The organism is Microtetraspora sp. NBRC 16547, assembly GCF_030268965.1.
Lineage (GTDB): Bacteria > Actinomycetota > Actinomycetes > Streptosporangiales > Streptosporangiaceae > Microtetraspora.
Genome location: NZ_BSSE01000001.1, coordinates 197,796 through 215,231, shown reverse-complemented (window position 1 = coordinate 215,231; position 17,436 = coordinate 197,796). Strand labels below are relative to the sequence as shown.

The 17,436-nt window shown below is 65.1% G+C and carries 15 protein-coding genes; 6 read left to right on the top strand and 9 right to left on the bottom strand.

All coding sequences use genetic code 11. The features are described 5' to 3' along the window. The first annotated feature begins 202 nt into the window (after positions 1-202). Together QSK17_RS00910 and purE are read left to right on the top strand one after the other, a co-directional pair. Complete coding sequence (locus QSK17_RS00910; RefSeq protein ID WP_285702399.1) at positions 203-1,363, top strand: 5-(carboxyamino)imidazole ribonucleotide synthase; 1,161 nt, start codon at positions 203-205, stop codon at positions 1,361-1,363. Beyond that, the gene (gene purE / locus QSK17_RS00905) at positions 1,353-1,877 is read left to right on the top strand and encodes a 5-(carboxyamino)imidazole ribonucleotide mutase (RefSeq protein WP_285702398.1); all 525 of its coding nucleotides are present in this window, start codon (positions 1,353-1,355) and stop codon (positions 1,875-1,877) included. Before QSK17_RS00910 ends, purE begins: the two co-directional genes overlap by 11 nt. Positions 1,878-2,126: 249 nt before the next feature. Here purE and QSK17_RS00900 read toward each other — a convergent pair whose 3' ends face one another. Together QSK17_RS00900 and QSK17_RS00895 are read right to left on the bottom strand one after the other, a co-directional pair. Continuing rightward, a complete protein-coding gene (locus QSK17_RS00900) occupies positions 2,127-3,446 on the bottom strand; it encodes a UDP-glucose dehydrogenase family protein (RefSeq protein WP_285702397.1) in 1,320 nt (439 codons plus the stop codon). A gap of 144 nt (positions 3,447-3,590) precedes the next feature. Then, positions 3,591-4,274 carry a TetR family transcriptional regulator gene (locus tag QSK17_RS00895; protein WP_285702396.1) on the bottom strand — a complete coding sequence of 228 codons (684 nt, stop codon included), beginning with the start codon at positions 4,272-4,274 and terminating at the stop codon, positions 3,591-3,593. A gap of 91 nt (positions 4,275-4,365) precedes the next feature. Between QSK17_RS00895 and QSK17_RS00890 the strand changes: the two genes are divergently transcribed. Beyond that, positions 4,366-5,529 carry an acyl-CoA dehydrogenase family protein gene (locus tag QSK17_RS00890; protein ID WP_285702395.1) on the top strand — a complete coding sequence of 388 codons (1,164 nt, stop codon included), beginning with the start codon at positions 4,366-4,368 and terminating at the stop codon, positions 5,527-5,529. Positions 5,530-5,605: 76 nt separating this feature from the next. Here QSK17_RS00890 and QSK17_RS00885 read toward each other — a convergent pair whose 3' ends face one another. The 4 genes from QSK17_RS00885 to QSK17_RS00870 are packed head-to-tail and all read right to left on the bottom strand — an operon-like array spanning position 5,606 to position 7,256. Then, positions 5,606-6,343 carry a tyrosine-type recombinase/integrase gene (locus QSK17_RS00885; protein ID WP_285702394.1) on the bottom strand — a complete coding sequence of 246 codons (738 nt, stop codon included), beginning with the start codon at positions 6,341-6,343 and terminating at the stop codon, positions 5,606-5,608. Next, positions 6,316-6,864 (bottom strand): N-terminal phage integrase SAM-like domain-containing protein, encoded by a 549-nt coding sequence (locus QSK17_RS00880; RefSeq protein ID WP_285702393.1) that lies wholly within the window; start codon positions 6,862-6,864, stop codon positions 6,316-6,318. The genes QSK17_RS00885 and QSK17_RS00880 overlap by 28 nt, the downstream gene beginning before the upstream one ends. Before the next feature lie 3 nt (positions 6,865-6,867). After that, positions 6,868-7,044, bottom strand: a complete 177-nt coding sequence (locus tag QSK17_RS00875) for a helix-turn-helix transcriptional regulator (RefSeq protein ID WP_285702392.1) — start codon at positions 7,042-7,044, stop codon at positions 6,868-6,870. Further along, positions 7,041-7,256: a hypothetical protein gene (locus tag QSK17_RS00870; RefSeq protein WP_285702391.1), complete on the bottom strand. Its 216-nt coding sequence runs from the start codon at positions 7,254-7,256 to the stop codon at positions 7,041-7,043. Before QSK17_RS00870 ends, QSK17_RS00875 begins: the two co-directional genes overlap by 4 nt. A gap of 102 nt (positions 7,257-7,358) precedes the next feature. Between QSK17_RS00870 and QSK17_RS00865 the strand changes: the two genes are divergently transcribed. From QSK17_RS00865 to QSK17_RS00855, 3 genes are all read left to right on the top strand, one after another. Next, a complete protein-coding gene (locus tag QSK17_RS00865; RefSeq protein ID WP_285702390.1) occupies positions 7,359-7,904 on the top strand; it encodes a hypothetical protein in 546 nt (181 codons plus the stop codon). A gap of 19 nt (positions 7,905-7,923) precedes the next feature. Beyond that, a complete protein-coding gene (locus QSK17_RS00860; RefSeq protein WP_285702389.1) occupies positions 7,924-8,871 on the top strand; it encodes a hypothetical protein in 948 nt (315 codons plus the stop codon). A gap of 656 nt (positions 8,872-9,527) precedes the next feature. Continuing rightward, the gene (locus tag QSK17_RS00855; protein WP_285702388.1) at positions 9,528-9,995 is read left to right on the top strand and encodes a DUF4145 domain-containing protein; all 468 of its coding nucleotides are present in this window, start codon (positions 9,528-9,530) and stop codon (positions 9,993-9,995) included. A gap of 152 nt (positions 9,996-10,147) precedes the next feature. Here the strand turns inward: QSK17_RS00855 and QSK17_RS00850 are convergent, their stop codons facing one another. The 3 genes from QSK17_RS00850 to QSK17_RS00840 all read right to left on the bottom strand — a co-directional run. Further along, the gene (locus QSK17_RS00850; RefSeq protein WP_502889110.1) at positions 10,148-11,395 is read right to left on the bottom strand and encodes an IS256 family transposase; all 1,248 of its coding nucleotides are present in this window, start codon (positions 11,393-11,395) and stop codon (positions 10,148-10,150) included. 592 nt (positions 11,396-11,987) lie between these two features. Then, positions 11,988-16,001 (bottom strand): DUF8371 domain-containing protein, encoded by a 4,014-nt coding sequence (locus tag QSK17_RS00845; protein WP_285702387.1) that lies wholly within the window; start codon positions 15,999-16,001, stop codon positions 11,988-11,990. 678 nt (positions 16,002-16,679) lie between these two features. Next, on the bottom strand, positions 16,680-17,436 hold a 757-nt coding region (locus tag QSK17_RS00840; RefSeq protein ID WP_285702386.1), incomplete at its 5' end, for a tetratricopeptide repeat protein.

Below are 17,436 nucleotides of genomic sequence, written 5' to 3'. Positions count from 1 at the left end.
GGTCCGGCGCCGCCACCTGGGAAGGAGGCCCGGTCTTCCTGGAAACGGAAGAAAGTTTCATGAAATATCGGGCTATGTGGAGCCAAGGTGGGTGGGACGCACTATTCTCCCGACGCCTGATCCGCGGCGGGAGAGCGGCTACAGCTCCGCCGGGTACGGCAGGGGAAATCCTGGTCCGGCGGGATCGGTAGGCTGGCATGTCGTGAACAGCCCAAACGTGCCCCATTCCCCCGGCCCGGTGGTCGGCCTCGTGGGAGCGGGACAGCTCGCCAGGATGACCCAGCAGGCCGCGATCGCGCTCGGCGTCGAGCTGCGGGTGCTCGCGAACTCCCGGGACGAGAGCGCCGCCCGCGTGATCGTGGACACCCGCGTCGGTGACTACCGTGACCTCGCCGACCTGCGCGACTTCGCGAAAGGCTGCGACGCAGTCACATTCGACCACGAGCACGTGCCGACCGAGCACATCCAGGCCCTCATCGACGACGGCCTAGCCGTACACCCGGGGGCGGAGGCGCTCGTCCACGCCCAGGACAAGGCGGTCATGCGGCAGCGGCTGACCGAGATCGGCGCCCCCTGCCCGGCCTGGACGCCCGTGTCCGGCCTCGCCGACGTCGAGGCGTTCGGCGAGGAGCACGGCTGGCCGGTCGTGCTGAAGGCGGTGCGTGGCGGCTACGACGGCCGGGGCGTGTGGGTGTGCGCGTCGGCGGACGAGGCGCGCGAGGTCGTCGACTCTGGGGTGCCGCTGCTGGCGGAGGCGTTCGTGCCGTTCGAGCGCGAGCTGGCCGTGCTGGTCGCCAGGTCGCCGCACGGGCAGGGCGTCAGCTATCCCGTCGTGGAGACCGTGCAGAAGGACGGCATCTGCGTCGAGGTGATCGCCCCGGCGCCCGGTCTGGCCGCCGAGGACGCCGCGGCCGCGCAGCGGATCGCCCTCCGCATCGCGCAGCAGCTCGGCGTGACCGGGTTGCTCGCCGTCGAGATGTTCGCCACCAAGTCCGGCCTGGTCGTCAACGAGCTGGCGATGCGGCCGCACAACAGCGGCCACTGGACCATCGAGGGGGCCAGGACCTCCCAGTTCGAGCAGCACCTGCGGGCCGTCCTCGACCTGCCGCTCGGCTCGCCGTCGCTCACCGCGCCGGTCGTCGTCATGGTCAACCTGCTGGGCGGGCCCGATCCTGACGTCTTCGCCCGCTACGAGCACGTCATGGCGAACGACCCCGGCATCAAGATCCATTTCTATGGCAAGGACGTACGGCCCGGCCGGAAGATCGGGCACGTCACCGCGCTCGGCACCGACCTCGACGAGGTCCGCGCCCGTGCCTGGCACGCCGCCGACTGCCTGAGGGGGCCGATCGATGTTGTCTGAGACCGGGGCCGCCGTCGGGATCGTGATGGGAAGCGACTCGGACTGGCCGGTCATGCGGCAGGCCGCCGAGGCGCTCCAGGAGTTCGGCGTGCCGTTCGAGGCCGACGTCGTCTCCGCCCACCGGATGCCCGCCGAGATGATCGAGTACGGCACCCACGCGGCCTCCCGCGGCCTGCGGGTGATCATCGCGGGGGCGGGCGGGGCGGCGCACCTGCCCGGGATGCTGGCCTCGGTCACGCCGCTGCCGGTGATCGGCGTCCCGGTGCCGCTGAAGTACCTCGACGGCATGGACTCGCTGCTGTCGATCGTCCAGATGCCGGCCGGCGTGCCGGTGGCCACCGTGGCCGTCGGTGGGGCGCGCAACGCCGGGCTGCTCGCCGTACGCATCCTGGCCGCCGCCGATCCCGCGCTGCGGGAGCGGATGGAGATGTTCCAAGCCGACCTGAAGGCCCAGGCGTACGACAAGGGGGAGCGGCTCCGCGCCGAGGCACGGGAGCTTGGCTCTCTGTCCTGACCCTGAGGACCGCTCCGAGCCGTTGGTTCCCGGTTCCGGAACGCCTCAGAGCCACTTTGAGGCGTTCTGAGGTATTGCTGGCACTCTGTGCTGTTTATGGCATCTTGCGGCGCTCCAGGGCGCTCTGAGCCCTGTTTGTGGCATGTTCTGGGCTCTGCGCGGCCGGGAAATGTCGTGAAATATCAAGAGATGCCCCAGGTGATCCCTGGGGCATCTCTTTTGTGGTTGATCAGGAGGTGTCGCGCCGGATCAGGGGCGGCCGAGGGCGCGGTAGTTCCAGCCGGCCGCGCGCCAGGTCTCCGCGTCGAGCGCGTTGCGGCCGTCCACGATGTTCCGGATCCGCACCGCCGTGCCGAGCTCCTCGGGATCGAGGGTGACGAACTCCTGCCACTCGGTTAGCAGCAGCACGACGTCCGCGCCGCTGACCGCGCCGGTGGCGCTCTCCGCGTATCCGAGCCGGGGGTGGGCCCGGCGCGCGTTGTCCAGCGCCACCGGGTCGTACACCGTCACCCGGCCGCCCGACTGGCTGATCGTCACCGCCACGTCGAGGGCGGGGGAGTCCCGGATGTCGTCGGAGTTGGGCTTGAAGGCCGCGCCGAGCACGCCGACCGTGCAGCCCTGGAACGAGCCGCCGACGAGGCCGCGCGCGAGGTCCACCATGCGCGCCCGCCTGCGCATGTTGATGGCGTCCACCTCGCGCAGGAACGTCAGCGCCTGGTCGGCGCCCAGCTCCCCGGCACGCGCCATGAACGCCCGGATGTCCTTGGGCAGGCACCCGCCGCCGAAGCCGAGGCCGGGGTTGAGGAACTTCCCGCCGATCCGCTCGTCGAACGACAGGGCCAGGGAGAGCTGCTTGACGTCCGCGTGCGAGGCCTCGCACACCTCCGCCATCGCGTTGATGAAGGAGATCTTGGTGGCCAGGAAGGCGTTCGCCGCCGACTTGACCAGCTCGGCCGTCGGGTAGTCCGTCACGACCATCGGGATGTCGCCGAGCGGCGCGTAGACGTCCCGCAGCACCTTCTCGGCGCGCTCCGAGGTCACCCCGAGCACGATCCGGTCGGGCTTGAGGGTGTCCTGCACGGCGAAGCCCTCACGCAGGAACTCGGGGTTCCACGCCAGCTCCACCTGCGACTCGGCGGGCGCGAGCCGTACGAGCTTCTCGGCGAGCCGCTCGGCGGTGCCGACGGGCACGGTCGACTTGCCCACGACCACGCATTCGCGATCGAGAAAAGGGGCGAGGGACTCCACGACGGCGTCGAGATAGGACACGTCCGCGGCGTACTCGCCCTTCTTCTGCGGCGTGCCGACGCAGACGAAGTGGACGTCGCCGAACTCGGCCACCTCCTGGTAGGAGGTCGTGAACCTGAGCCGGCCCGCGGCGAGGTTGCGCTGGAGCAGCTCTTCGAGACCGGGCTCGTGGATGGGCAGTTCGCCGCGCTGTAGGCGCTCGATCTTGCCGGGATCGATGTCGAGACCGAGCACCTCGAAGCCCAGCTCGGCCATGCACGCCGCATGGGTGGCTCCCAGGTACCCGGTCCCGATCACTGTCAGGCGGTACGGCACGGCCATGCTCCCATCTACCTGTTTGTCGGGGTGTGCGCATGGTATCGGGCCAGTCAACTGCCCCAGTCAGCACCTCGCCAAACGACGCCGGGGGCTACGGATGCGTTCCCCTGACGTGCACAAACCCTTCCCCGCGGGGGCATCCGGAATTCACCCGGCGGCTTCTATCTCCTGTGCGATCTTCCACAAGGGGGTGCCGCGGCGGGTCACCACGATCAGCACGTCGTCCTCGACCTCCCGGGGACGGTCGCGATCGTCCAGCCAGGGCTGCAACCCGGCCAGGATGCCGGACAGCGCCTCGGTGAGCTCGGCTCGCACGTCACCCGTCCCGCCACCGCGGAGCCAGGCGCGCAGCACGTGGTTGTGCGTGGTCACGACGGCCGCCGAAATCACCTCGTGGCGCAGCCGCCGAGGCTCGTCGGCCCCGTCGCGCTCGTTGAGGAAGGCGGTGAAGGCCCGCTGGTAGCGGCTGGTCGCCCCGATCTCGTGCTCCCGCAGGGACGGGACGCGCCGGGTCAGCTCGTAGCGCTTGACCGACGTCTCCGGATCCGTGGCGTAGGTGTCCACGACCATCAACGCCGCCTCCGTGACCGCCGTCAGCGGTGGGACCAGCGGCGACGCCGCCTCCAGATGGCCGACGATCTCCCGCAGCACGGCGTCGTGGTCAGGGAAGATCGCGTCTTCCTTCACCCGGAAGTGCCGGAAGAAGGTGCGCCTGGCCACACCCGCGGCCTCGGCGATCTGGTCCACCGTCGTCTCGTCGAACCCCTGGGCGAGGAAGAGGTCCAGGGCGGCGGCGGTCAGGCTCCGCCGTACGTCGCGTCGAACCGCCACGGGTGACCCGTCCTTTCCCGCAAGAGCACCTTCTCCAGTGGCACTCAGTGTCTTATAGTTGTGCACAAGATGTCATAAAGGAGGATAAACCGTGGACGCGGAGCTGTACCAGCCGTCCGAGGAGCACCAGATGCTCCGCGAGGCCATCCGTGCCCTTGCCGACGAGAAGATCGCCCCGCGTGCCGCGGAGGCGGACGAGAGCGAGGAGTTCCCCTGGGAGGTCTACAAGGACCTCGTCGCCGCCGACTTCCACGCCGTGCACGTCCCCGAGGAGTACGGCGGGGCCGGGGCCGACGCGCTCGCGGCGGTCATCGTGATCGAGGAGGTCGCGCGCGCCTGCGCCTCGTCCTCGCTCATCCCCGCCGTCAACAAGCTGGGCACGGTCCCGCTGCTGCTGTCCGCGTCCGACGAGCTCAAGCAGCGCTACCTGCCGCCCGTCGCCCGCGGTGAGGCGATGTTCTCGTACGCGCTGAGCGAGCCCGAGGCCGGCTCCGACGCCGCGGCCATGAAGACCCGCGCGGTCAAGGACGGCGACCACTACGTGCTCAACGGCACCAAGATGTGGATCACCAACGCCGGGGTGTCGGAGTACTACACGGTCATGGCCGTGACCGACCCGTCCGCCGGCGCGCGCGGCATCTCGGCGTTCGTGGTGGAGAAGTCCGACGAGGGCGTGTCCTTCGGCGCCAAGGAGAAGAAGCTCGGCATCAAGGGATCGCCCACCCGGCAGGTCATCCTGGAGAACGTGCGCATCCCCGAGTCCCGCATGGTCGGCGCCCCCGGCACCGGCTTCAAGACCGCGCTGGCCACCCTCGACCACACCCGCGTCACGATCGCCGCTCAGGCGCTCGGCATCGCGCAGGGCGCGCTCGACTACGCCATCGGGTACGTCAAGGAGCGCAAGCAGTTCGGCAAGCCGATCGCCGACTTCCAGGGACTCCAGTTCATGATCGCCGACATGGCGATGAAGCTGGAGGCCGCCCGGCAGCTCACCTACGCCGCCGCCGCGAAGTCCGAGCGCGCCATGCACGGCACGCCGGTCAAGGACCTCACGTTCTTCTCCAGCGCGGCCAAGTGCGCCGCCTCCGACGCCGCCATGGAGATCACCACCGACGCCGTCCAGCTCCTCGGCGGCTACGGCTACACGCGCGAGTATCCCGTCGAGCGCATGATGCGCGACGCCAAGATCACCCAGATCTACGAGGGCACCAACCAGATCCAGCGCATGGTCATGGCCCGCCAACTCCTCAAGTAACCCCTGACCAGTGAAAACCCCGCCTGCCGTGTTCGGTGGGCGGGGTTCGCTGTCTCCGAATCCAGCCTCTAAATGATCACTGTTCCGTCCTTGTTCCGTGAGAGACGGCACGCAGCTGGAACAGGCGCTCATCGATGGCTTTCCTGGCGCGGTCGTGAGAGCCCGGCATCATGTGGGCGTAGACACGGAGAGTGAACCCAGGGTCCGCGTGGCCGAGGTACTCGGCGAGTTCTCGGATGGAGACGGCTCCGGCGAGCATGACGCTGGCGTAGTAGTGCCGGAGCTGGTGAAGCCCTTCCTTCCGGGAGGTCGTGAACCGCTTCCGGGCGCGGGTGTCCTTCTCAGGGGTCGGGATGACGCCGCCGGCGACGAGGGCGGGTTTCCAGATGAGTTCGCTGTAGCTGCGTGCCCTGATGAACTTGTCGTCCGTCCAGCGGAACAGCAGGTGGTGTGTTTGGATCTTGCCGTTCGGCTTCTCCCAGGGCAGCGAGCAGACGAGCGGAGGATGCGCCTTCACATGCCGCCTGATCGCCTCAGCGGCCCACAGGGGGAGCGGGACGACGCGCTCACGGTCGTTCTTGGGCAGCGCATAGACATGGTCAGCGCCCAACTTCTTGATCTGCCGCCTGACCCGGATCAGCTCCTCGTCGAAGTCGACGTCTTCCAGGGCCAGGCCGAACAGTTCGCCCTGTCGCAGGCCGCAGGAGGCGGCAATGATCGGGATCAGGCGAAAGAGATCGGGGTGGGCGTGAATCACCGCGTGGACCCGCTCGTCAGCCCATGCGATCAGCTCTTCCCCGTTGTGCTTCGGCACCTGGACGACCGGGGATCGGGCCGGATTCTTCTTGATCGCCTCGTCTGCGATGGCCAGTCCAGGACTCCTTGCAGGACGAGGAACGATGTTTTGATGGTCGACGGCCCGTAGCGCTCGTTCAGGTCACTGATCCACGCCTGAATGTGCGACGGGAGGATGCTCTTCACCTGCCGCCGGTCGAAGGCGGGGGAGACGTGGAGGCGATAGATGTACTCGTATCGGACTTTGGTTGACGGGTCGACGATGCGGGAGTCCAGCCAGCGCGCGGCGAAGTCGCCGAAGAGCGCCTTACCGGCGTTCGGATCGATGTACTCGCCGCGGCTGACGTCGGTCTCCATGGACGACGCCTTCTTCTCCGCGTCGGCCTTCCGCTCGAACGCGGTCGACACCTCTTTCCCGACCGGATCGAGCCAGACGGCGAGCCATCGCTTGCCGACGCCGTACCGCGCGGACTTGACCTTCTCTGTCTTACCGTCCGGGTGGCGAACGGTCTTGGTCCACAGGTCCTTGACGAAGGCCACCGGCTACACCTGCTCCCGGACCCAGGACATGACGTCCTCGGGCAGGTAGCGCAGGTAACGGCCGATCTTCCGGCTGCGAGGGCCGGTCCGGTGGTGTCGCCACTGGTAGAGCGTGGCCACCGGGACGCCGAGGAACTCCGAGACCTCTTCCACCGTCCAGAGCCGTTCGAGGGTGATCAATGGTCACCGTCCGGGGGCCGGGTTCCGGTGATGGAGGCGGCGATGAGGGCGTCACCGGGGGTGAAGCCGCGGCCGACGTATTGCCACTCGGCGATGACCAGGACAGTGTCTTCATCGAAAAGGGGAAGGCGTCCGGTGGTGATCTCCTCGCTGATGGCGTGTTCGGCGCGGTCGGCCCGGATGTCGCCAGAGCCCGCAGGGAGTCTCGCCAATCTCCTCAACCCTGGTTATTTCGTCGAAGGGCCGAGTTACAGTCGCGGTGAGTTTCTTCACCGTTGATGACATGGGTCGTGCCAACTTTGGATGGAGGACAGGTGCCTGACGATGTGGGCGATGTCGAGCAGCTGAAGAAGCGGCTTGCCGACCATCATGCCGAGATCGACACAGCGCAGCCAGGTAGTAAGGAATACACGACGCTGGCGTCCGCCGTGCTGCAGGACACCCAAACCCTGCTGCAACGTGAAGAGCAGCTCGTGGCACAGGCGCAGGAGAGCAAGCGGATGGCAGCAGCGCGGGTCATCCGGCGGACCGGTGTGCTGGCCGCAGGCGGCCTCTTGGTGCTCGGGGTGGTGGCCGGGATCGGATGGGTGCCCCGGGGTTGGCTCTTTTTGATCATTCCGCTGCTGGCGGCGGTGACGTTCGTGGCCTTGAGTGAGGCTGGTTGGCCGTACCAAGGCCAACAGCAGCGGACCTTCACGGTGTGGGTGTTCATGGCGGCTGCGGCTGCTACGGCGGTGCTGAGCGCCGGAGTGGTCAGCACGTGGTGGTCCATCGCAGTGATCGCCGTGGTGTCGGTGACGTTCGTCACGTATCTGACCGCGGGGATACCACCGGAGTCCGCACATAGCGATGAAGGCTGATTCGGCGAGGGAGACGCCCATGCAGGAGCTGGAGGGGTTACAAGAGGTTAAGGACGAGCTCAACCAGATGCGTTGGAGCATCGACGAGTTGCGCGACACTCAGGAAGAGCTGGACCGGCGCGCCAATGTGATCGAGCACCAGCGGCTGGAGAGCCTGGAGTACGATCTGCGCGAGGCACGCGAGGAGTTCTCCGAGCTGCCCTCGGAGCTGACCAAGGTCAAGGCAGCGCTGCGGCGGTTGGTCGACCGGGTCGCATCACTGGAGCAAAACGTTCAGGCAGCCAGCGGGGCCGAGCCCGCGAACCTGGACGTGGTGGACAAGACCATCAGCACGCTGGCGGCCCGGACGGCCAAGGGGCGCGAGGCCCAGGCGGCCCTACGCACCGATACGGCGCGAACCAGCATGGACTACCGCATCAAGTACTACCAGAGTTTGTATGGCGAATATCAGGGCCACCTCGACCAGGCGATGGAGCACAGCAAGACCCTGATCAAGACCAATGCCGGTGAGGCGGCGCACACCAAGGCGGCGGCTGACTTTCAAACGGTGCTGCAGCAGATCAACAAACTGGCTGAGCAGCTGGGCCGACTGCGACCGGAGTATGAGACAGCCCAGAGGGACCTTGCCGCCGACAATGCTCGCCGTGCTACCCATGGCCCGGCGATGATGACCGGGGATGCCGCCTACGCCAAGTTGCACAGCTTGATGCGTCAGCGCGTCGCCCTCGCGCTCAACCAGCGGGCGCTGCTGCCGGTGTGGTTCACCACGGCCCTGGGTCATCCGCCGCCGGCCCAGACCGACCAGTGGATGTACGTGGCAGCGGAAGTGCTGTGCTTTCGGATTAGCTACAACGTCACCGATCTCGTGGTCGCCTTGGGCGATCCTCCTGCCCCAGCCCGTCGGGCACGCTATGCCTGGTACAGGGAGTTGTCCAATCTGATCGGCAAGCTCGAATCAGCCGCGTAGCAATCTCACAGCGGAATCCATACGCGAGGCGATCTGGCAGATTCACCGCATCAGCCACCGGCGGCGGTGAGGCCACAGCGCTAGGCGCGGGCTCAGTTGCAGTTCGAGTTGCATTCCGCCCTTGATCGCGAGCGTCCGGTGGTGTCCACGGCCGGATGCGTTGCCACGAAGCGCGACCGGCGCTCCCCGACGACCAGGTGAGCCGTCGTTACTCGCCGTCGAGGACAGGGTGATCGCTGCCGCGGCCCTCCTTCGTCGGACCTTGCCATCGAATGGCACGGTGGCCCGACTCAGCGAACGCAGGACACTTGTAGGGCGATCAAGGGCGGCGCTCCGCGCCGCCTCGCGGCCCTACGCCCGCTCGGCGGCCGGGCATGCGGCCTGGGGGCCGGTCCCGGCCGCCACTCGGGTCGCTTTTCCAGCCCGGCATTGAACGACTAGAGGACCGTGATTCTTATGCCCGACATGACGAACTCGAAGCTCCCGATAGTCGTCCTTCTATGTCCGCACTGCGGAGTTCGCAGCACCTTTAGCTACATTTACCTTACCGACAGTCGCAGCCCTTTCCAGCGATTCGGCCCGGGCAAGGGGGGGCGCCAACTTTCGACCCCGTATTCATGGCTTGCGATTGGTGCCGGGGGCCGATAGTAGGAGACGTGCAAGACAATGAGCTCCGCGACTACTGGCCAAAGAACTTTAGTACGAAGGTATACGACGACCTTCCAAAACACATTGCGCTCGCTGCCGGTGAGATTGACCGCTGCTTGCAAGCAGGGGCGCCCAGGGCTGCGGCAGCGATGACACGGACCCTCGTCGAGGCTGTTGCCAAGGACCACAACATTACGAAAGGAAACCTTCAGAGTAAAATTGAAGCTCTAGCGGCAGCAGGCCTTATCGGGCAAGAGCTAAAGGAGGCAGTCCACGAAATTCGATTTTTGGGCAATGAGGCTGCACATGCGGATTTCGACGGACCGCCGATTACCATGTCTGAGGCGCAAGAAAGTGCTGAGTGGACAGACCTACTGCTCGATCGTATTTACCAAGAACCTGCCCGAGTGGCGCGGTTACTTGCCCGCCGCGCGCAGCGTCGTGCCTCCGGCGGGGGCACTCCGGCGCCGGGATGATCGCAACGACCCGGAGTCGGTGTTCGCAGGTGGCTGAGGTAGAGGCCGCGCATCCCTCCTGCCATCGACCCAGGCAAGTCACTATGAAACGGCCGACTGGCCACGTCCGGGGAGATGGTGTTTGAGAAGGCCACCCGTAACCCGGTGGTCTATTAAGAGGTAATCGCCTCAATATTCACTTTAGCATCGTTTGTCTCGTTCGCCGTGCCGGTCTTCTTCCGGCAGTCGGCCAAGATCTCCCGCCCCATGTAGCGGCGCTGCTCGGTCCACTCGTCGTTCTGCTCTGCCAACACGGCACCGACCAGCCGGATGATCGCCTCTCTGTTGGGGAAGATGCCGACCACGTCGGTCCGCCTGCGGATCTCCTTGTTCAGCCGCTCCTGAGGGTTGTTGGACCAGACCTGACGCCAGACCGCCTTGGGGAACGCGGTGAACGCCAGGATGTCGTCCCTGGCCTGGTCCAGGTGCTCGGCAGCGGCCGGGTACTTGGCCTCCAGCGTCTCCACGACGTGACGGTGCTGGGCGTAGACCGAGGCGGCGTCGGGCTGCTCGAAGACGGTCCGCAGCATGGTCGCCACCCACGGCTGCGCCGACTTCGCAACGCGGCAGAGCAAGTTTCTCGCGTAGTGCGTGCGACACCGCTGCCAGGACGCGCCCGGCAGCGTGGCGGCGATCGCATCCCGTAGCCCGGCATGACAGTCGGAGGTGACCATCTCCACCCCCGACAGGCCCCGGGCGACCAGGCCGCGCAGGAACGCCAGCCAGCCCGCGCCATCTTCGGAGGAGGTCACCTCCAGCCCGAGGATCTCTCGATGGCCATCTGCATTGACCCCGGTAGCAACCAGAGCGTGCACATTCACCGTCCGCCCGCCCTCACGCACCTTCTGCGTCAGCGCGTCAATCCACACGAACGTGTACGGGCCGCCGTCCAAGGGCCGGGAGCGGAACTGCTCCACCATGCCGTCCAGCTCGGCGGCCATCGCCGACACCTGCGACTTCGACAGGCTCGTGATGCCCATCGCCTCGGCCAGCTTCTCCACCCGCCGCGTCGAGACCCCCAACAGATACGAGGTGGCCACCACCGACGTGAGTGCCCGCTCGGCCCGGCGCCGCTTGTCCAGCAGGAAGTCCGGGAAGTACGAGCCGGACCGCAGCCGGGGTACGGCCAGCTCGATCGACCCGGCCCGGGTGTCCCACGGCCGTACCCGGTAGCCGTTGCGGGTGTTGACCCGCTGGTCGCTGACCTCGCCGTAACCGGCGCCGCAGATCTGCTCGACCTCGGCGTCCATCATCCGCTGCGCGAACTCCCGGATCATCGTGCGCAGCAGGTCCGGGCTCGCCGCAGCCAGGGTGTCTTCGAAGTACTCCCCGGCAGCGGGCACAATGTTATTGACGGCCACTTCGTCCCCTTCGTGTTGATGTGAGCGAATCGAAGGATTACGGAGTGGCCGTCTCATGTCACATCGATCTCACCCGTGCCAGCGCCAGGTCTAGATCACCCGCACACCATCTCCCTGGACGTGAACGGCCGAAGACTCCTCCGACGCAAGCCCATCTGTGCACGTTGGCGTCCAATGGCCGAGGAATGGCGACCGGCTGACGTATACGCGAAGACGGGCTTGCGCCTACGTCGCCGGCCCGCTGTCGCTTCGCGATGGGTCGATGGCATACGGGATGCGCGGACGAGGGTGGAACGTGCGGGCCGCACGAGCCCAACTCTTGATCGTCTCATCCTGCAATATGCGTGCAATGATCTTGCTGGCAGGGGTCGTACGGAAGCGCTGCGCCGCAGGTCAGGAGTAGCGAACACTTCGCTGCGGTCCGGGTCACCTTGCCGCCGGACACCCCACGTCCTCACCGCACCCAGAACGCTTCATGCTGCGCTCATGACCAGCAACAACGCCCTCTATACCCGGCAGAGGGTCGACTCAGGGAACTGCCGCGGCCCTCCTTCGTCGGGCCTTACCACCGGGCATCCCACCGCGACACCCTTTAGAAGGGTGCGGGACGGCTGATATCCAGGACGAACGGTTGGATCGACAAGGGTGGCTGTATCTGCTGGGCTTGCTCACGGAGCTGGTTCATCAACGTTGCCAGGTCAGGATGCTTACGTCTCGACCAGCCCGCGGGCCGTTGCTCGGGCGCGACCCAATAAACCAGGTAGATGCCGTGGTTGACTCCCATTGGGATGAGGTACTTCTCCTTCAATTGCTGATGCATGGCGGTCAGGAGTTCGTCGTTGCCGACCAGCTTCGCTTCGATGATGACTCGTACCACTTCTTGTGCCTGAGTCGCAGCGGTCGCCGTTGCTGTGAGGTCGATACGCGTGCCAAAGCCTTTGGAAGCTCGACGTGCTACCTGAATCTCGCGATCGATGACACATCCATTGGTAAGGTGCACCTCGATTGCCCTTCGAATCCAATCAGAGATGTCGTCTTCCCCCTTAGGGGAGTCTCCCTGCTTGGTTTCGTTCCACAGGTCACGAAAGGCGGTATTGTGCGTGATCTCATGCTGCATTAGGTGAAGCTGTTCGAGAACGACGGTTTGGAGGTTGTCACCGTGTCGGATGAGTCGAGTATCTGATCGGGCGAGGAAGACGAGCAACTCAGGTGGCGTGGGCCGGGTGAGGGCGAGATCGGCGACGCGTGAGCGGGCTGTCCTGAGGTACCAGGCGACTATCTCGCTGTCGGCGAGCGGGCGGCCTTCTTTCAGTGATTCGAGTTCCTCCACCAGGCCGAGGTCCGTCATCTGCTGTAGGACTGCCTGGCGAGTTTGGCGGATGTCGCGTCCAATTCCCCAGGGCTTGGACGCGGATGTGTCGTCTGCGTAGGAGAACCGATCCAAGATTAGTCTGGCGAGAGCACTAAGGTGCGGCTCGTCGAGAGCCTCAATTTTTAGGTAGGGACCGATGCCTTCGAGGTCTGACTCGCCGGCGCAGAGAGAATCGACTATGGAGGACGGATCCAGCTCAGCTAAGCACTGGGATGCCACAATGGATTGCATCGATGAAGGGTTCGAGCGCAATTGACGGCAGGTTGCCGTGGCTACATTGGGGGCTTTCTCGGTCAGTAACCGGAGAAGAGCCGCTGCCAAATGATCGTCATAGCGATCTGCCACAAGACGCTCCGCCACATCAGAGGCGAGACGGTCGGCAATGTGCTTGTACAATGGATAAAAGGACAACTGGCTGCCGTGGGTTTGCAGATCGTCCAGGAAGTCCAAGGCAGCAGCCAGAATGGCTTGTTGGCCTTTGTCGGGGGCCATGTCGAAAAGATCCGCGCGCGTCCGGATCCCATCTTCCTGGTGATCTTCTATCCAGGCGCCTACGATCGCGGGCGCCCAACACTTCCATACCGAGGGCTCGAGTACCTGGAGGAGTTCCGACCTGCGTTGGGCTAGCGAGGTCATCAGGTGGACTCCTGACCAGTCCGGCAGTACCTGATCCAGGGTAAAGCTATCGCGACCTGCCCATTCCGACGCGTTCACTTGGTGCGTCTTCACATAGTCGAGCCCGATCTCTAGGACCCGGTCGCGCTGCATCTCATCGAGGCGCTGCCAGCCGGGACGGGTAGTAAGATCATGAGCGAAGAACTTGTGATCGGATTGATGGGGGTCCAGGGAGATCCAATAGATGATCTTCCACCACGACTCCGTGTTCGTCTCAGCTTCATCGATGGCTGTTCGCAGGTTAGCTTCCTGCTCGGAAGCCGCAGTGCTGCGGCGTTGCTCATATACAGTCTCGCTGTCCCGTGCTCGCCGCCATTGTTGCGCGGAGTGGCAGTCGATCGCCATGGGCTGCCGCAGATGTTCCGTTAACGGGTATGCGGGATGGTCCGGCTCCAGCGACAGGATGAGCTCAGCTGTGGCCGCCGTAGGCTGATGGCTCAGCACGGAAACGCATTCGGCGAGTGCTTCCTGCGCAGGTTTTGGCAAACTGGTAAGTTCTTTGATGAGCCACAGCAAATCGTCAGCTTGGATGAGCTCGCTCCGATACAGCCTGTACCAGGCGTCGGAGGTCAAGCGGTTCGCAACCTTGACGGCCAAGAGGCGCCGCTGTTCGGCATCCATCCTGTGCCAAGGCATGCCATCGCGGTACATCTCCCGACTCCAGGCCGGATGGTTAAGGAGGTCAGCTAGAAAACCGGCCAGGGCTTCAGCTATGTCCCGGCGTGACGCAGTCGAGCAGCCTCTTGCGAGCAGTTGACTGAAGAGCCGACCGTAGGCGTCCTGCGCGTCATCTAGATGCCGGCTAGCCCACGCAAGGGCCGTAGGTACATCATCGGCGGGTAGACGTTCGGCGAGTCCCCCCAAAAAGATCAGGTAGGAGCCGACCAATTGCCTGTTTCGCCTCGGCCGAAGCTTGCCGAGAAGATCTTGACAGCTCATCTGATTTGGGTACAGCACCGCGAAAGCCTTGGCGAGGAGATCGTCGTCAGGGTCCGCGATCTCATCGCACGTCAAAAAGGCGTGAAGAGCCACCCGGTCCTGGTCCGTGCCCAATGCACCGACCGCCTCGACCAGTGCGCCGCGCGCCCAAGACGGCGCCTGGCTTTCGATGGCAAGTTCAAGTAGTCGTCCAACCAATGGGCGGCACATTCCGGCTTGAGCAAAGCGCGCAATCCACCACAGATGTTCTGCGCGATGTGCGTCATCGAGATGGCGCCTGAGTTGGGCCTCAAGATCTGGATGACTGAGTACTGAGAGATCGATCTGCCACCACGGGTCTATATTCCCTGTAGAAGCGAGCATCAGCAGGGAGTCGACAATTTTCGCTCGCACATCGCTTGAGAGGGCCACTCCGGTCTGGGCCAATCCCAAGGCATTACCGACGATGAGGTCCTCTATCAGGCTCGGCTTCAGTGCCCCGAGCCAGGCAGCGACACCCATCATGGCGCCGGGAAGCTTACCTTCCGCATGAACGCCGAGCACTCCCTTCAGCTGTGCGCGGCCGATCTTTCTGACCACCAGAAAATAGGCAGCGAGGAACTCGGCGTACTGGTGATGGCGGAAACTGACTGTTGAATCCGGCGCAGCGTCAAAGAGTGCCGTGTTCAGGATCTCCTGGTACTCCTGCGGCGTCACGGGGGTGCCCGGCTCCTCGGGTTCGGGATCGGACGGCAGTTCAGAAACGCCCACGACGTCTGCTTGATCTCCTACGGAGCGCGAGAATCTCCCTGTTCCCAAGCTGAACAGGGAGATGGCTCCCAGCCTGGAGGCCAGCCGATACCGCCGATCCAATGAGACCATCGGCGTCGGCAGCGAGGGATTCACTTCCGTCAGGAGATCCTCGACTTCGAAGCGCAGCGCTTCGAGCTGTCCGTCAGGCAGTGAACCTGTCTTCCTCCATCGGCGAATCGCGGCGTGCAGTCCGCCTGGAGTGGAAGCTAGTCTGCCAAGTCGCTCAACCATGGCGGCCGGATCAGCAATAGAGCCGGGCTGGGCCATAAGCCGCTCAGCGAGATCGACAGCATGCGCACGAGTGAGTGGCAGGAGCCGCAGTGCCCGGAATCCGGGTACGACCTCCGCTAGCCTGCGCGCAAGCGTGGCGTCCCAAGCCGCTGGACGACAGCTCAGGCGCCAAGGCACTTCGCCCGCCGAAGCCTTGTTCAGGCATTGCTCAAGGATGCGGAAGAGGGCGGGGAGGTAGATGACCGCTTCGTCCAGACCGTCTAGGTATATCGGTCTTCCCTCAGCGATCGCCTGGCTGATCGCCTCGCGTATGTCCCGGCTCTCAGCACCAACCAGGTCGATCTTCGCGACATCCCCTTCTCGGGCACGCATGTCGTCGAGAACGCGCGTCTTGCCCACGCCGCCTGCGGCCAGGAGGACGAAGCTCCCGCCTTGATCAAGAAGTTCGGTCACGGGACGCGGGTGCGCGTTGGGGCCAAGCCACCAGGCGCCTTCAGGGGGGAGATCGAGGAAGCCATCACGATCGAAAGGAATGTCCTTGCCGAGTGGGAGGACGTAGCGCAGAAGCGCCCGAGTCGTGCTAGTGGAGATCACCATGCCTCCCGATAAAGCCCACACCACTCCAGCTGAAGGCTTGATTCTACGGCTCCAAGTAGATGTAGATCGCGACGCTGCTACGGGCCCTCGACCGCCCAGGGCATGTTCGTTCGCGTCCTGGTGCCCCGAGGCGACGTGGCTCCACGCGGATGAGAAGACGCTAGCTAGGGCAGGCCAGCGACAACATCGATACGAGCGCTTGGCCCAGGGTGCTGTGCGCTGCTGTACAGCAGCGCCATACAGCAACACCGGCTTACGCGATCACACGACATTGACCCGCATTCGCCGCCTCACCTGGGTAGAAGGCCCCTGACGAGCTGCTACGGATTAAATGGTGTTGGCGACAGGGGTGTACGGCACCCTCAGACTGACAGCTCAGGGTGCCGGCCGGCAGTAGAGCGGCCTATGCGAGCGTGGGGTGAGACCGTGGCGTCTCCGTACGGGATATGTACGGGATGATCTTGATTGGAGCTGGTCGATTCCCAGGAGCAACAGCAGGTCAGAGGCGGTACAGGTGCAGGGATCAAAGTGCTCTTGAAAACCGCTAGGCCGGGAACGACCTCGTCCGGGACCCCATGCTCGTAAGATGCGCGCTGTGCAGGGGGTTGCGTTAGATGGTGCTCGAACACCGGGTTGGTTGCTGCCCGACCAGGAGACGACTACTGGAAGTCATAACGATCAGTGCGTCATCCACTTTGGTGGTTCGGTCGAGGTCGCATTGCGCCATGCCTCCGCAATCTCTGAGGGGCTCTGTCGATAGGCATCTCTGAGGAGGGATATCGCCGTCTGTGTGAGATCTCCTAAATCTCGCTCGACGGCGATCCCGAGTCCTTCCACGATCAACATGACCGCCTCTTCGGAAGGAGCGGATTCAATCAGCAGCAGGCCATTGACCAGGCAACTGGTGGCCAAGTCCTTTGAGTACGCGTCAGGGCTGGCACTAGCAAGGGTGCGCCTAATACGTACGGCTTCCCTGATGGCGGCCAGGCCTTCCACCCGCCGCCCCATCGCAGCCAGGTCGACCGACAGGTTGTTCAACGAACCGGCGAGGTCGGGCAGGTAGGCGTCGGGGGTGGCGGCGGCCAGCCGCTCATCGGCCTCGACGGCGCGTTGGATCGCGGCCAGGCCCTCCTCCCGCCGGCCCAGCTCACCCAGCCGGAGCGACAGGGTGTTCAACGAGGCGGCGAGGTGGGGCAGGTAGGCGTCGGGGGTGGCGGCGGCCAGCCGCTCATAGGCCTCGACGGCGCGTTGGATCGCGGCCAGGCCCTCCTCCCGCCGGCCCAGCTCACCCAGCCGGAGCGACAGGTTGTTCAACGAGGCGGCGAGGTGGGGCAGGTAGGCGTCGGGGGTGGCGGCGGCCAGCCGCTCATAGGCCTCGACGGCGCGTTGGATCGCGGCCAGGCCCTCCTCCCGCCGGCCCAGCTCACCCAGCCGG